Consider the following 14159-nt stretch of genomic DNA (forward strand, 5'->3'; position numbering starts at 1 on the left):
TAACTTTCCTATTTTTGCGACAGCCAATCGGCGAGTGCTTTGCGAGAAATCTTTATTGCCCCTTGGATTAAATCCTTCGGGAGTTCATAGTAGGCAACGGGTTGCTTAAATCGTTCCAATCGCCCTTGTAAAAAAACGTTGAGAGATTCAACCGCACTTTCATTAAATGAGGTATGAAATTCAACAATCGCGACAGGACGATGGCCAAATTCCTCATCATGTTTAGGCAAAACAAAGACTTGCTTCACTAAATCTGATTGTGCAATCACTTTTTCAATTTCTTCCGGCTGAATATTTTCACCGCCAGAAATAAACATATTATCCAATCGGCCTTGAATGACTAATTCATCATCAAGCCATTGACCTTTATCTTTGGTTTGGAACCAACCTTCAACATTAGTTAGTGGGTCAACACACCCATTGCGCCAATATCCCATGGCAAGCCCGGCACCTTTTAACCAAACTTCTTCATTCACTAACTTGAACTCTCTACCAAGCAAAGGCTGCCCCACACCTATTTTTCCATCTGATTGTTTAGCGAATGCGGTAGAAGCCATTTCGGTCATACCATAACCTGAATAACTTCGAATCCCTAATTCATTTAATGCTTGGGTTAATTTAACAGGGATTTGCGTTCCACCCAATAATGCCGCTTGCGTATGAATAGATTGAGGATGCTCTACCAAATAATCAAACCAACGTTGTAATTGAGTTGGCACGAGAGAAACATGGGAAACCTCACCAATAGATTGATAAAAATCTTCTTTCGGTAAAACTAAGGTTGCCCCTGCGTAAAGCCAACGCCACACAATACCTTGTCCAGAAACATGATAAAGCGGTAAAGAAAGTAGCCATGATTGATCTTTGCCAAAATTCATTAAGGCACAAACGCCTTCCGCATTAGCTAAATGAGCAGAAATATTATGCACCACCGCCTTAGGCAAACCAGTCGAACCCGATGTGAGCGTCATCGTGGCTGCTTTTGTAAAATTCGCTTTATGTTCGGGTAATACTTTAGTAACTAAATAGCGAATATCTTCGCTTTGATAACAAAAATCCACACCATACACTTGGCACAACTCTTCTCTTTTTTCTTGAGGAAATGCCGGATTGATACCTAAAATTTTTGCGCCTAGCTGAATGACCGCTAAATAGAGAAATAAGATCTGTTCTGAATTTTTACCACAAAAAGCGACCGCACTTTGCGCTGTCACACCTTGTTGTAAAAGAAAGGCTTCCACTTGATTAATTTTCTCAGCAAGTTCCACCCAAGTAAAAGGATCGCCCTGCGAATTTCGCAACGCGATCTGATCTGCATACGCTGAATTTTGGGCAAATGCTTGCCAAGGGAATTTTTGCATCGAATTAGTTACTAACGAAATAAGGGCGAACTTCGTCAATTAAATATTCCGGCAAATGCATAGATTGCATCGCCCCTTCTAGCATGAGCATCTTACGATTACTATTGGTATTGGTAATCACCCAATATGGTGTGTCAGGAATTTGTTTTGGTTTAGTGTGATTACCCGCTACAAGCAACGTTCCTTCATCACGAGCAAAATACACACGAGTACGGCCTTGCAAGCTTTCGGTTGCCTGTGCAAAGCTTTCTGGATTGGTACGATAAAGCGTACGTAATATACTTAAAAAACGCACAACTGCTTTTGGCTCTTCTTTAAATTCAGCAGAATTCAAGAGTGCACGCACTTTATCAACAATGTGATTGATTGCTTCATCTGATTGTTTTTTCACTGCTTTTGGTGGTTCGACAGGCTCAACTTTTGGTTGTGATGCTTCGGTTGTTTTTTCCGTTAAAACAGGCTCAGAATGCACCGCACTTTTTGGCGTTTCAGCTGACGTGACTGATTCAAAGAAATCAACCGAGCTTGTTGCGTGAGTGGGTAAATTCAACAAACGGCGAAGAATATCAGACGCACTTTCTCCAATAGATTGAGTTTGTGCCGCAATGTATTGATATAATTCTTCATCGACTTCAATTATCTTCATTTTTTTCTCTCCGTTTGCTAAAATTTTCGTCCATTATAACGATTTCTAACCAAATTCTCACGCAAAATATATGTCATCTTCCCAATTATTAAACCATCAATTTCACCAAGCAAAACAATCAATTAATTCGCCTACTTTAGTTTTCATTCATGGCTTGTTTGGGGATATGAATAATCTTGGCGTCATCGCGCGTGCATTTAGCGATAACTATAATATTTTACGCGTAGATTTACGTAATCATGGACATAGTTTTCATTCAGAAACAATGAATTACTATGTCATAGCTGATGATGTATGGCAACTTATCGATCACCTTCAATTAGATAAGGTTATCTTAATTGGTCATTCAATGGGTGGAAAAACGGCCATGAAAATGACCGCTCTTCAACCACAACGTGTGGAAAAATTGATCGTCATTGATATTGCCCCAGTCGCAAATAGCAGTGCTGGACATGATGATGTGTTCCGTGGTTTGTTTGCCGTGAAAAAAGCGCAGCCACAAACTCGTCAACAAGCTAAGCCTATTTTAGAAACTGAAATTGCCGATCCGAGTGTGGTGCAATTTATGTTGAAATCTTTTGAGCCTACTTCAAGTGAATATTTTCGTTTCAATTTGACCGCACTTTTTGAACATTATTCGGAGCTAATGGATTGGCAAGAGGTCTTCGCTAATACGCCTACACTCTTCATCAAAGGTGGGCTTTCATCTTATATTAAACCTGAATATACCGAAACCATTCTAAAACAATTCCCGAATGCGACCTCCTTCACCATCAATGGTTGTGGGCACTGGGTTCATGCCGAAAAACCTGATTTTGTGATACGTGCTATTGATAGGTTTCTAAATAAGAATTAATCGTTTTAAATGAGAATTATTCTATTCAAATGAGAATTCATTTATGTTATAGTTCGCACAAATTGTGGGGCTTTGATCCCTCATCTTTTTTTCTACTCACCTAATTTTATTTCAAAAGGAAAGAACAATGGCAGTTGTCGGTTTATTTTACGGTAGTGACACAGGTAATACAGAAAACATTGCAAAAATGATTCAAAAGCAATTAGGCAACGAACTCGTTGATATTCGTGACATTGCAAAAAGCTCTAAAGAAGATATCGAAGGTTATGATTTTTTACTTTTCGGTATTCCAACTTGGTATTACGGTGAAGCACAAGCTGACTGGGATGATTTTTTCCCAACTCTAGAAGAAATTGATTTTACTGACAAATTAGTCGGTATCTTTGGCTGTGGCGATCAGGAAGACTACGCAGATTATTTCTGTGATGCGATCGGTACAGTACGAGATATCGTTGAACCACGCGGTGCGATTATTGTAGGGAACTGGCCAACGGATGGTTATACCTTTGAATCATCAAAGGCATTATTAGATGATGGAAACTTTATCGGTTTATGTATTGATGAAGATCGTCAACCTGAACTTACTGCAGAACGCGTAGAGAAATGGACAAAACAAATCTACGATGAAATGTGTTTAGCAGAATTAGCTTAACCATCTCTAATTTAGCAAATTTAAGGGAACATTATGTCTGAAGAAAACATCAAATTACTCAAAAAAGCTGGATTAAAAATTACTGAACCTCGGCTCACTATCCTTGCATTAATGCAAGAGCATAAACATGAACATTTCTCAGCTGAAGAAGTATATAAAATCTTGTTAGAGCAAGGCAGTGATATTGGCCTTGCAACTGTATATCGCGTGCTTAACCAATTTGATGAAGCGCATATTTTGATTCGCCATAATTTTGAAGGCAACAAATCTGTTTTTGAGCTTGCGCCAACAGAACACCACGATCACATTATCTGTGAAGATTGTGGCAAAGTATTTGAGTTTACTGATAACATTATTGAACAACGTCAAAAAGAAATCAGTGAACAACATGGCATCAAATTAAAAGCACACAGTTTATATCTCTACGGCAAATGTAGTGATATCAACAAATGTGAAGAGAAAAAATAATTCTTGCTAAAAAACAAAAACCTTAGGCTAAAACCTAAGGTTTTTTATTATTTCTACTAAAAGTGCGGTCAAAATCGACCGCACTTCTTATATTTAAAGGAGAAAATTATTTTTTACCTAATTGCGGTAAAACTGAATCTTTCCCTGCAGTTAAGAGACCTACTTGAGAATAGATACTTAATTTTCCGCGCGTATCTGCTACGTCTAAATTACGCATGGTTAATTGACCAATACGATCGATTGGATCAAATGGTGCATTTTCCACTTTTTCCATACTTAAACGTTCTGCTGCATAAGTTAAGTTTGGTGATTCAGTATTTAAGATTGAGTAGTCATTACCACGACGAAGTTCTAATGTCACTTCACCAGTCACCGCACGAGCGACCCAACGTTGTGCGGTTTCACGTAACATTAACGCTTGTGGATCAAACCAACGACCTTGGTATAACAAACGACCTAAACGTAAACCGTTGATACGATATTGTTCAATAGTATCTTCATTGTGAATACCGGTCACTAAACGCTCATAAGCAATGTGGAATAATGCCATTCCAGGTGCTTCATAAATACCACGTGATTTTGCTTCAATAATACGGTTTTCAATTTGGTCTGACATGCCTAAACCATGACGACCACCAATGCGATTTGCTTCTAAGAAAAGCTCCACCACGTTATCAAATGTTTTACCGTTTAATGCAACCGGCACACCCTCTTCAAAACGAACAGTCACCACTTCTGGTTTTACTTGAACATTTTCATCCCAAAATGCCACGCCCATAATTGGTTTCACAATTTTAATACCAGTGCTTAATTCTTCTAAGTCTTTCGCTTCGTGTGTCGCACCTAACATATTAGAGTCAGTTGAATACGCTTTTTCTACCGACATTTTGTAGTCAAAACCATTTGCGATTAAGAATTGTGACATTTCAAAACGACCGCCCAACTCATCGATGAATTGTTGATCTAGCCATGGTTTGTAAATTTTTAAATTTGGGTTGGTTAATAAGCCATAACGGTAAAAACGCTCAATATCGTTACCTTTGAAAGTTGAACCATCACCCCAGATATTCACATCATCTTCTTTCATTGCTGCAACAAGCATCGTACCTGTTACCGCTCGACCAAGTGGTGTGGTATTGAAATAGGTTGCTCCACCAGTAGAAATATGGAATGCACCACATTGAATAGCCGCAATCCCTTCATGGGCTAACTGCGCACGACAATCCACTAAACGCGCATTTTCCGCACCATATTCCATTGCTTTTTTGGGAATTGCATTGTAATCATCTTCATCTGGTTGACCTAAGTTTGCTGTATAAGCATAAGGTACTGCACCTTTTTGACGCATCCAAAGTAATGCCGCACTGGTATCTAGCCCGCCTGAAAAAGCGATACCAACTTTTTGACCTTTAGGTAAATGTTGCAGAATCGTATTTGACATATTTTATTTCCTTCATTGTGGTTATGGTGAGTGAGTCTTTAAAAAGTGCGGTCAAAAATCACTGCGCTTTTCTAACATATCATCGGGATTTGGATAACGATAAGCGAAGCCTAAATCTCGACAAATTTTATCTGCCATAATGATTCGTTTCGGATCCGAATCACTACATTCAAATTGTGGTATGGATAAATCATAAAATACTGCTGCTTTTGTGTAATATTCTGCTCGAGTAGGATGAATTGGCGCGCAAAGATGGTAAGTTCGCAATCCATTTGGATTCATGAGTAAGGCTGTAATAGCTTGAATGCAATCCTCTAGATGCACCAAATTAACAGGCGAATTGCCCTGTTTTAAATTGCGTTTTCCTGCTAAGAATTTAATAGGATGGCGTTGTTTACCAATTAATCCGGCTAGTCGAAGAATATCGCAATGCGATATTCCTGATTGGAACAAGCACTGTTCTGCTTGTATCAGTGTTTTACCCATTTCTGTTTCAGTTGAAAGTTGAGAACTTTCATCAAATCGCCCCGAAATATTGGGAAAAACAGAAGTTGAACTGGTAAAAATCAAATGCTGTACACCTTGTGTCTTGGTTTGATTAGTTAAAAAAGCAAGATATTCACAATACTGTTGAGAAGAAAAACTGCTAGGTGGTAGGGTGATAATGAGAGCATCTACATTAAAAAGAGGGCGAATATGGTCTGGTAAACGTTTCATTTCATCAGAAAGCGAAAAAGGATAAGTTTCAATACCTAGCTGATGCAATTTCTGAGAATCATCAGGGGATTGTTTTGAGCCTTTTACACACCAACCAAGTTCTTTTAAGTGCAGCGCCAGCGGTAAGCCTAACCAACCTAAACCAACTATCGCAACAGATTTCATACTCTTTTATTCACAATATTTTATCCATAAAAATCCCTGCTATTCTAAAGCATAGCAGGGAGTTTGTTAATGTTATTTTGTTAATAAATCCAAAGCCTCTTGATATTTAGCCACTGTTTTTTCAATCACTTCTTTTGGTACTTTCGGTGCTGGTGGTTGTTTATTCCAACCACTTTGTTCTAACCAATCTCGTACAAATTGCTTATCAAATGACGGTGGATTTGTGCCTTCTTTATAAGTATCAACTGACCAAAAACGGCTAGAATCCGGTGTTAATACCTCATCCATCAAAGTGAGCGTGCCCTTTTCATCTAAACCAAATTCAAATTTGGTATCACAAATAATAATACCTTTAGTCAGCGCATATTTTGCTGCCTCAGTATAAAGTGCAATCGCTTTTTCTCTCACTTGTGCCGCTAACTCTGCGCCAATAGCTTTTTCACATTGTTCATAGCTGATATTGATATCGTGATTACCCAATTCTTCTTTACTTGATGGCGTAAAAATCGGTTCAGGTAATTTACTTGCCTCAACTAATCCTTCCGGTAATTTCAAGCCACAAATGGTCCCTGTTTGCTTATAATCTTTTAGCCCGCTACCTGTTAAATAACCACGCACGATAGACTCAATTTTAATTGGATTCAAACGTTTGCAAACCACTGCGCGATCTTTTACTAAATCAGCTTCCTCTTTTGGTAACACATCATAAATTGAATCACCCGTAAAATGATTCGGCATAATATGGGCTAACTTATTGAACCAGAAATTGGAAATTTGAGTCAGGATTTCACCTTTACGTGGGATAGGATCATCTAAAATCACATCAAATGCGGACAAACGGTCACTGGCTACCATTAACATCCGTTTATCATCGATCTCATAAAGATCACGCACTTTTCCCGAATAGATTTTTTTTAGACTAAGTTGTGTCATTGCTTGCACCTTTAATTATAAGAATAAAAAATCGGTGGATATTGTACCGCACTTTTAGCGCAAACGTTTGCTTTTTTTTTGTAAAAATAAAAGCGAATAAAAAAACAGGCTCTAAAGCCTGTTTTTTATATATCACTTATCGCCAAATTGTTCCCTTAGTTTTTGCTCCTCGAGTATTGATATTTGTTTTAATTGCACCTTTTAAATTGGCACCAGTAAGATCTGCACCTGCTAAGTTCGAATTGGTCAAATTAGCGCCTTTTAAGTTAGCTTTATGAAAGTTAGCCCCACTTAAATTTGTATTTGTGAAATCTGCCCCTTGTAAATTTGCATTGCTGAAGTTTGCATTAGCAAGATCTGAATTGGTAAATGATTGCCCTGCTAAATCTTGACCTGAGAAATCTTGTCCACCTAAAGCGGCATTAACTTTATCTGAAGATGAACTGCCACTAGAGATATATGTTGTTTCACCGTTGTGAGTAATAACGGTACCATTTACGACCGCACTTTTTTTACCCGAGATAGTTTGTACTGATTCACCACCATCAGTTGCGCTATTAACAATTCTACCATTGACTGTCACTGATTGATTATTATCAGTTTGCGCATAGCTTGATAATGCTGCAAAACCAAATAATGTGATAGCTAATTTTGAATAAACGTGTTTCATGTTTACCTTCCTTCATGTTTACTTTAAATAAATTAACGACTTGGTTCCAAAGTTAATAACCCTTCTAATGGATCATCTTCCTGCAAGGTTGCTATAGCTTTTGTGGCTTTTTCTGTATCAAAGCCAGCAATATTATTTTCAGTTTTAACTGTATGTGTATGATGTGCATCCTGTTGAACTACTACAGGACTTGGAAGCATATTTGACATTCGTTGCATCCACATACTATTAATATTGCCACCCGTTGTTCTTCTTGATAACAAGATCGGCAATACTTTTTGTGCTTCGCTACTGCCCTGCTCTGCAGCTAATTGATATAACCGAATTGCTTCGCCAAAATTCACTGCTACTCCCACACCTTTATGGAAGCGAACCGCCAAGTCGTAGCTCGCTCCAGCATCACCAGCTTGAGAGCGTTCTCTTAATTCCCCAATCACACCAGTATTTGCTGGTGAAGAAACAGTCTTCGGCACTGTTTGAATGGCTGGCTCAGATTGACGATTTGAGATAATGCGCTGATTTTGTCTTGCAGCAGCGCTTCCTAAACTAATCGCTTTTTCATTCCAGCGCTGTGCTAATGCATAATTCCCTTTTTGAAAATGGAAGTTAGCCAAGGCATTAGCTGCGACATAATCTCCCATCACCGCAGCATCATTAACTAATCGTTCAGCCTTTGCATTAAATTGGCTTAAACCTTTTTGGTATTTTTCTAATAGACCTTGCAAATATATTGCTCGGGCATATTTTAGCGAAGCAACTTGCGCTAAATATTGATTAGCTCTTGCAAAATCTCTCGGTAAATTACCACTAAATAGCAAATAGGCATTTGCCATTAACGCCTTTGGATTATTTTGCAAGACAAAATGTTCGAACTCATCATAAGCATTTTGATAATCCTTATTACGGTAACTTTCATAAGCAAATGCTAGAGAAAATCCCGTATTTTGCTCTTGCTGAACTGCTGGACTCTTCGGCTCAATTGGTTTATTAATGACAATTTGAGCGTAAGAAACCGGAATTCCTGCCAGTAAGGCATAAACAAATAATTTAGATGTTGAATATTTTTTTGACATATCGACCTCCAGGATTATTTGTTTACTTCACTTGATAACTAACTGTTTTGATACCTTTTAAATCATCGCCAAAGATTGTTTTTAATTGCTCAGATAAGGCATTCATATCCTTCACTTTAAGCGGATTAAATGCATCACCGAAGTGAGTTTGAAGCTTATCGGCCACACTATAATATGAGGCCATACACATCACACTCTCTTTACCTTTTTCATTTAAACTTAAAGTAAATGCATCAGAACCCGGAATTTTTAGCGAATTATTCTTAGAAGTTATACTCTCTCCTTGAACAGGATTTGGATAAACCTGAGTAATACTTTTCGATGCGTCTTGGTAGAAACACGCTAAATAAGTTGAATCTCTATCGACATTAACATCTAACTCTAATGTATCACCACGACGATATGATGATTTATTTAAATTAATCCCAACATTAATTGGTGCATCTTTATCAGAATTTAGGACTGGATATCCACCACGAGGCTGATCTTCTTTATCATCTGATGGTTCTAGTCCTACTTTTTTAAAGTTACCATTTGCATCTGTTTTTACATAATTTTTCATTAAGCGTTCATAGCTTTCAAAATTAATGAAACCGGAAGGGGTTGCTTTATTATCTTTTTGGAATGCAGATAGTGCCTCACGGAATTCTTTTGAACTCTTACCATCTACTTTACCACTGTAATAGCCTAAGTTTTTCAAGCCGGTTTGGAAGAATTTCACTTTACTACTATCTCCCATTCCACCATACCAATCTAATAATTCACGTTGGAATTCAGGATGAGCTTGGTCAAGTGATAAACATTGCCAGTAAGGAACTTTAGTTAACTTACCTACTAACTCTATCGTACCTAAATCAACAAGAGTTCGCATTGAACCACCTAATCCTTGAGAAAGAGCTCGCTCTAAAGAAAACTGAACACCAGTTTTCTTAATTTTAGCGCCTGCATCTAACCCTAGACCTTTACCTGCGGCCACAATTTCATTAGATGAATCAATACCTGGATAAAGCGTACGGGTTAAGAAATCCCCCATATGCAACTCTAAACCCAATGCGGTTGTCATCAAATCACCTGAAATACCAACTTCACCATCTTCTGCATAAGAAAGTCCTAAGTTATTAGACTTACGTAATACATTTTGATCCACATAAGATACTGCCCCAGAAATATAAAGTTGAGGTGCCGGAATTTGCATACTTCCCGTTGGTAATAAAAGATTTGTTAACGTCTGAACGGTATCTTGTTTTAAAGGATCGATTTCAAAATCAGCGACTTTAAATGCCCCACTGGTTTTCGACATTTGTGACAATGCTGTCATGATCATTTCACTTGCTGCCACACCAGCTTTCGTTGATGGATCTTTAATTGTTTTCACGGCAATAACTGTTTCACTCACATTACTTTGACGTAATAAATCGTCCATACAGTTTAAACTATCACTAAAACTTGATATTGATCTAACTGGTTCTACTGCAGGGAGGTTATGAGTCGTTGTTGAGCCAATATATGGTCTATCTTCTTTTAGATTTGTAGCAGATAAAGAACACCCAACTAGATTAGAAATCAAAACATAAGAAATAAGAGTTCTAGAAAATTTCATAAGATACCTTAAGTTATTATTAATTATTTACAGACATTAATTACATCGCCTTTAACAACGACAACATTATTATTCTTATTTTTAGGACCATATCGACCAGAACTAGCGCCTTTTTGAGCAGCAACATTTCCAATATTTGTAGAACAATTTTTAGAACGTCCTCCAAAAGCGCTGCCACCTGAAGTATTACTATACTGAGAAACACTATCCTCAGCCTCATTTTCCATCTCTATACCCATGCCTATTCTTGACCATTTTTGAGCCTGAACTTCATGTACTTTCGCTTTATCTAACGGGCCTAAACCTTTTCTTGGTACGAGTTCACCATTTCCAGCAAAAGCATTAAGAGATAAAAAACATGAAGCCCCAAATAGCATCAACATATTAAAAACTTTCATGACTTGTCCCCAACAGAATTTTAAAATATATAAAAAATTGGTTATTGGATAACCAATAACCAATTTATTTATGACTATTCGCTGCTATTAGAACTTAAGTTTTGTACAGCTTTACTACCACCAACAGCAGTGTTCGCTACTGCACCTTGGATATTGGTAGTTTGTACGTTGTTACCACCGATAGTTACTTTACCGTGGTTAGATGAAATGTTTTGAATTGCTTTACTACCACCAACTGCTGTATTAGCTACTGCACCTTGAATATTAGTGGTTTGTACATTGTTACCACCAATTTTAACTGCAGCATTAGTAGATAAAGCTAAACTTGCTGCAAAGATTGCTGCTGCACTAATTTTAACTAAGTTTTTCATTGTTTTTCCTCTTTAAAAGAAATTGAGCATTACTATGCTTATTAAAATTAATGATTATTTAATATAATCATGAATTCTGCGCTAAAAATGACTAATCTTTAACAACAGAACCGATATTCACTTCAGATTTACCACCTGAAGAAGAATTGACAATTGAACCAACACTAACTGATTGATTGTGGCTTCCGCCATCATTTACTGATGATCCAATATTAATGCTGGCTTTACCGCTACCAGATGCCTTATTTACTAAGGAGCCATTCACAACAACACTTTGGGTATTATTGCCAACGCTTTTACCTACAGCGGAACCAACATTAATCATTGCTTTACCACTGCCAGAAGAAGAGTTATCTACCGATCCACTAACAGTTACATTTTGTGTGCTTCCATAAACGAATGTTGATGATGAGCAAATACCAAATGCAATAAGCAATAATCGTTTAAAACAAAAAGTTTGTTTTTTCATTTTTACCTCAAGATTCCTCATGAGAAAATATTATTCAATCAATGATTGAAAACTGAAATCGGTATATTCCAGCCAAAATTAATTTATCACGGCAAAATCAGCTCAGATCATCGGACCAGTTATTTTTGAACTATAATTAACAACACTTGTCATGAATTTTTAACTAAAAGTAAAAAATCTATTTTTTTATTTAAATAAAACATTTAGTTAAATGACATACTCACAAATAGGCATACTTAATATTTAATAATTACCCATATAGTTTAAAAGGTTTTATAAATTAATTTAAATATTAAGGATAGAATTAAACAATCATAATGTTTATAACATAACCAACGCAAACGCTTGCAAAGGTTAAAAAATAATCAATTTTAGTTGCTATTTTTAAACTAACTCATGACAGAATCGCTATTTTCCTAATTTAATTTGAGCTCAATCTGAAAATCAGCGACAATACAGCATTATTTAAAACAGAAGAAACAAGACAATGAGTTATCCATTAGAAGAAGTTAATAAACGTCGCACATTTGCGATTATTTCCCACCCTGACGCGGGTAAAACCACCATCACCGAAAAAGTATTGTTATACGGCAATGCCATTCAAAAAGCAGGCTCAGTAAAAGGTAAAGGCTCTGCACAGCATGCAAAATCTGACTGGATGGAAATGGAAAAACAACGTGGTATTTCCATTACCACTTCTGTGATGCAATTCCCTTACAATGAATGCTTAGTGAATTTATTAGATACGCCTGGACATGAGGATTTCTCGGAAGATACCTACCGCACTTTAACAGCCGTGGATAGCTGCTTGATGGTTATCGACTCGGCAAAAGGGGTTGAGGAACGTACCATTAAATTAATGGAAGTGACTCGTTTGCGCGATACACCAATTATCACTTTTATGAATAAACTTGACCGTGATATTCGCGACCCAATGGAATTGTTAGACGAAGTGGAAAGCGTATTAAAAATCCATTGTGCGCCGATTACTTGGCCAATTGGTTGCGGTAAATTGTTTAAAGGGGTTTATCATTTATATAAAGATGAAACCTATCTTTATCAAAGTGGACAAGGCTCGACCATTCAAGAAGTACGTATTGTGAAAGGCTTGAATAGTCCGGAATTAGATGGTGCCGTAGGTGATGACTTAGCCCAGCAATTGCGTGATGAATTAGAGCTTGTAAAAGGTGCAAGTAATGAATTTGATTTGGATTTATTCCTAAGTGGTGAATTAACACCTGTCTTTTTCGGTACTGCATTAGGTAACTTCGGTGTTGATCATTTCTTAGATGGTTTAACTGAATGGGCACCTGCACCACAAGCTCATCAGGCTGACACGCGTAAAGTCTCAGCTGAAGAAGAAAAATTCAGCGGTTTCGTGTTTAAAATCCAAGCTAACATGGATCCCAAACACCGCGACCGTGTGGCTTTCCTACGCGTAGTTTCTGGTAAATACGAAAAAGGGATGAAACTTAAACACGTGCGTATTGGTAAAGATGTGGTTATTTCCGATGCGCTCACCTTTATGGCGGGGGATCGTACTCATGCCGATGAAGCTTATGCTGGTGATATTATCGGCTTACACAATCACGGTACAATTCAAATTGGCGATACCTTTACACAAGGTGAAGAGCTGAAATTTACCGGTATTCCAAACTTTGCGCCTGAATTATTCCGTCGTATTCGTTTAAAAGATCCTCTTAAACAAAAACAATTATTGAAAGGCTTAGTACAACTTTCTGAAGAAGGTGCTGTGCAAGTATTCCGTCCATTAAGCAATAATGATTTGATTGTTGGCGCGGTCGGTGTATTACAGTTTGACGTGGTTGTTTCGCGTTTGAAATCAGAATATAACGTTGAAGCCATTTACGAAACTGTCAATGTCGCAACAGCTCGTTGGGTGGAATGTGCGGATAACAAAAAATTTGAAGAGTTCAAACGCAAAAATGAGCAAAATCTAGCATTAGATGGTGGAGATAATCTCACTTATATCGCACCAACTATGGTTAACTTAAATCTTGCACAAGAACGTTATCCTGATGTGACTTTCTTTAAAACAAGGGAACATTAATTATGATACGAAGTGCGGTCAAAATTTATAGTGAATTTGGTACCGCACTTTTTTCGTAATAAATAAAAAATGAAATAACTAAAGATGCGGTTAAATTTAATCGCATTTTTTATATAAAAGAAATAGAGAAAATAAGATGGCTGGGGTACTAGGATTCGAACCTAGGGATGCCGAGATCAAAACCCGGTGCCTTACCGCTTGGCGATACCCCAACTGGAATTCTTTGATTGGAAATAAAGAAGATTTTACTTAGATAGTATGGCTGGGG

General features: G+C 37.4%; 15 protein-coding genes, 1 tRNA gene and 1 pseudogene. 4 read left to right on the forward strand and 13 right to left on the reverse strand.

Going from position 1 to position 14159, the window contains the following annotated elements; translation table 11 throughout:
* Positions 1-8: 8 nt before the first annotated feature.
* From menE to HMPREF3279_RS10245, 3 genes and pseudogenes are all read right to left on the reverse strand, one after another.
* Positions 9-1361 (reverse strand): o-succinylbenzoate--CoA ligase, encoded by a 1353-nt coding sequence (menE, locus tag HMPREF3279_RS03405; protein WP_070868075.1) that lies wholly within the window; start codon positions 1359-1361, stop codon positions 9-11.
* Positions 1362-1365: 4 nt separating this feature from the next.
* Positions 1366-1947, reverse strand: a complete 582-nt coding sequence (seqA, locus tag HMPREF3279_RS03410; protein WP_373897130.1) for a replication initiation negative regulator SeqA — start codon at positions 1945-1947, stop codon at positions 1366-1368.
* Between the two features lie 3 nt (positions 1948-1950).
* A pseudogene (locus tag HMPREF3279_RS10245) lies at positions 1951-2007 on the reverse strand (hypothetical protein); the annotation flags it as partial.
* Positions 2008-2077: 70 nt separating this feature from the next.
* Between HMPREF3279_RS10245 and HMPREF3279_RS03415 the strand changes: the two are divergent.
* The 3 genes from HMPREF3279_RS03415 (at position 2078) to fur (ending at position 3983) form a co-directional block, all read left to right on the forward strand.
* Positions 2078-2863: an alpha/beta fold hydrolase gene (locus tag HMPREF3279_RS03415; RefSeq protein ID WP_070868077.1), complete on the forward strand. Its 786-nt coding sequence runs from the start codon at positions 2078-2080 to the stop codon at positions 2861-2863.
* 127 nt (positions 2864-2990) lie between these two features.
* Positions 2991-3515, forward strand: a complete 525-nt coding sequence (gene fldA / locus HMPREF3279_RS03420) for a flavodoxin FldA (protein WP_049362803.1) — start codon at positions 2991-2993, stop codon at positions 3513-3515.
* 33 nt (positions 3516-3548) lie between these two features.
* Positions 3549-3983: a ferric iron uptake transcriptional regulator gene (gene fur, locus HMPREF3279_RS03425; protein ID WP_049366031.1), complete on the forward strand. Its 435-nt coding sequence runs from the start codon at positions 3549-3551 to the stop codon at positions 3981-3983.
* Positions 3984-4089: 106 nt separating this feature from the next.
* Here fur and argG read toward each other — a convergent pair whose 3' ends face one another.
* The 9 genes from argG to HMPREF3279_RS03470 form a co-directional block, all read right to left on the reverse strand.
* Complete coding sequence (gene argG, locus HMPREF3279_RS03430) at positions 4090-5424, reverse strand: argininosuccinate synthase (protein WP_065243486.1); 1335 nt, start codon at positions 5422-5424, stop codon at positions 4090-4092.
* A gap of 51 nt (positions 5425-5475) precedes the next feature.
* Entirely contained in the window at positions 5476-6306 is an 831-nt protein-coding gene (locus HMPREF3279_RS03435; RefSeq protein WP_070868078.1) for a Rossmann-fold NAD(P)-binding domain-containing protein, read from the reverse strand.
* A gap of 72 nt (positions 6307-6378) precedes the next feature.
* Positions 6379-7239 carry a phosphoribosylaminoimidazolesuccinocarboxamide synthase gene (locus HMPREF3279_RS03440; RefSeq protein ID WP_070868079.1) on the reverse strand — a complete coding sequence of 287 codons (861 nt, stop codon included), beginning with the start codon at positions 7237-7239 and terminating at the stop codon, positions 6379-6381.
* Between the two features lie 136 nt (positions 7240-7375).
* Positions 7376-7909 carry a pentapeptide repeat-containing protein gene (locus HMPREF3279_RS03445; RefSeq protein WP_070868080.1) on the reverse strand — a complete coding sequence of 178 codons (534 nt, stop codon included), beginning with the start codon at positions 7907-7909 and terminating at the stop codon, positions 7376-7378.
* A 32-nt stretch (positions 7910-7941) separates the two neighbouring features.
* Complete coding sequence (locus tag HMPREF3279_RS03450; protein ID WP_070868081.1) at positions 7942-8982, reverse strand: tetratricopeptide repeat protein; 1041 nt, start codon at positions 8980-8982, stop codon at positions 7942-7944.
* 22 nt (positions 8983-9004) lie between these two features.
* On the reverse strand, positions 9005-10405 hold the full coding sequence (locus tag HMPREF3279_RS03455; RefSeq protein WP_070868082.1) for a DUF4384 domain-containing protein: 1401 nt from the start codon (positions 10403-10405) through the stop codon (positions 9005-9007).
* Between the two features lie 200 nt (positions 10406-10605).
* Positions 10606-10980 (reverse strand): hypothetical protein, encoded by a 375-nt coding sequence (locus HMPREF3279_RS03460; protein ID WP_070868083.1) that lies wholly within the window; start codon positions 10978-10980, stop codon positions 10606-10608.
* 74 nt (positions 10981-11054) lie between these two features.
* Positions 11055-11351, reverse strand: coding sequence for a hypothetical protein (locus tag HMPREF3279_RS03465; RefSeq protein WP_049366048.1), 297 nt, complete (start codon positions 11349-11351; stop codon positions 11055-11057).
* A 91-nt stretch (positions 11352-11442) separates the two neighbouring features.
* On the reverse strand, positions 11443-11820 hold the full coding sequence (locus HMPREF3279_RS03470) for a hypothetical protein (protein WP_049366050.1): 378 nt from the start codon (positions 11818-11820) through the stop codon (positions 11443-11445).
* A 487-nt stretch (positions 11821-12307) separates the two neighbouring features.
* Here HMPREF3279_RS03470 and prfC point away from each other — a divergent pair, with 487 nt between their 5' ends.
* Positions 12308-13891: a peptide chain release factor 3 gene (gene prfC / locus HMPREF3279_RS03475; RefSeq protein ID WP_070868084.1), complete on the forward strand. Its 1584-nt coding sequence runs from the start codon at positions 12308-12310 to the stop codon at positions 13889-13891.
* Between the two features lie 137 nt (positions 13892-14028).
* Here the strand turns inward: prfC and HMPREF3279_RS03480 are convergent.
* Positions 14029-14103, reverse strand: a tRNA-Gln gene (locus tag HMPREF3279_RS03480).
* Positions 14104-14159: the final 56 nt, after the last annotated feature.

The sequence above is a fragment of the Haemophilus sp. HMSC71H05 genome, from assembly GCF_001838635.1.
GTDB classification, from domain to species: Bacteria; Pseudomonadota; Gammaproteobacteria; order Enterobacterales; family Pasteurellaceae; genus Haemophilus_D; species Haemophilus_D parainfluenzae_R.

Excerpts from the sequence above, each read along its gene's own strand:
- menE (WP_070868075.1), bottom strand. The coding sequence starts at position 1,361 with ATGCAAAAATTCCCTTGGCAAGCATTTGCCCAAAATTCAGCGTATGCA.
- HMPREF3279_RS03415 (WP_070868077.1), top strand. The coding sequence starts at position 2,078 with ATGTCATCTTCCCAATTATTAAACCATCAATTTCACCAAGCAAAACAA.
- fldA (WP_049362803.1), top strand. The coding sequence starts at position 2,991 with ATGGCAGTTGTCGGTTTATTTTACGGTAGTGACACAGGTAATACAGAA.
- fur (WP_049366031.1), top strand. The coding sequence starts at position 3,549 with ATGTCTGAAGAAAACATCAAATTACTCAAAAAAGCTGGATTAAAAATT.
- argG (WP_065243486.1), bottom strand. The coding sequence starts at position 5,424 with ATGTCAAATACGATTCTGCAACATTTACCTAAAGGTCAAAAAGTTGGT.
- HMPREF3279_RS03435 (WP_070868078.1), bottom strand. The coding sequence starts at position 6,306 with ATGAAATCTGTTGCGATAGTTGGTTTAGGTTGGTTAGGCTTACCGCTG.
- HMPREF3279_RS03440 (WP_070868079.1), bottom strand. The coding sequence starts at position 7,239 with ATGACACAACTTAGTCTAAAAAAAATCTATTCGGGAAAAGTGCGTGAT.
- HMPREF3279_RS03445 (WP_070868080.1), bottom strand. The coding sequence starts at position 7,909 with ATGAAACACGTTTATTCAAAATTAGCTATCACATTATTTGGTTTTGCA.
- HMPREF3279_RS03450 (WP_070868081.1), bottom strand. The coding sequence starts at position 8,982 with ATGTCAAAAAAATATTCAACATCTAAATTATTTGTTTATGCCTTACTG.
- HMPREF3279_RS03455 (WP_070868082.1), bottom strand. The coding sequence starts at position 10,405 with ATGGACGATTTATTACGTCAAAGTAATGTGAGTGAAACAGTTATTGCC.
- HMPREF3279_RS03460 (WP_070868083.1), bottom strand. The coding sequence starts at position 10,980 with ATGAAAGTTTTTAATATGTTGATGCTATTTGGGGCTTCATGTTTTTTA.
- HMPREF3279_RS03465 (WP_049366048.1), bottom strand. The coding sequence starts at position 11,351 with ATGAAAAACTTAGTTAAAATTAGTGCAGCAGCAATCTTTGCAGCAAGT.
- HMPREF3279_RS03470 (WP_049366050.1), bottom strand. The coding sequence starts at position 11,820 with ATGAAAAAACAAACTTTTTGTTTTAAACGATTATTGCTTATTGCATTT.
- prfC (WP_070868084.1), top strand. The coding sequence starts at position 12,308 with ATGAGTTATCCATTAGAAGAAGTTAATAAACGTCGCACATTTGCGATT.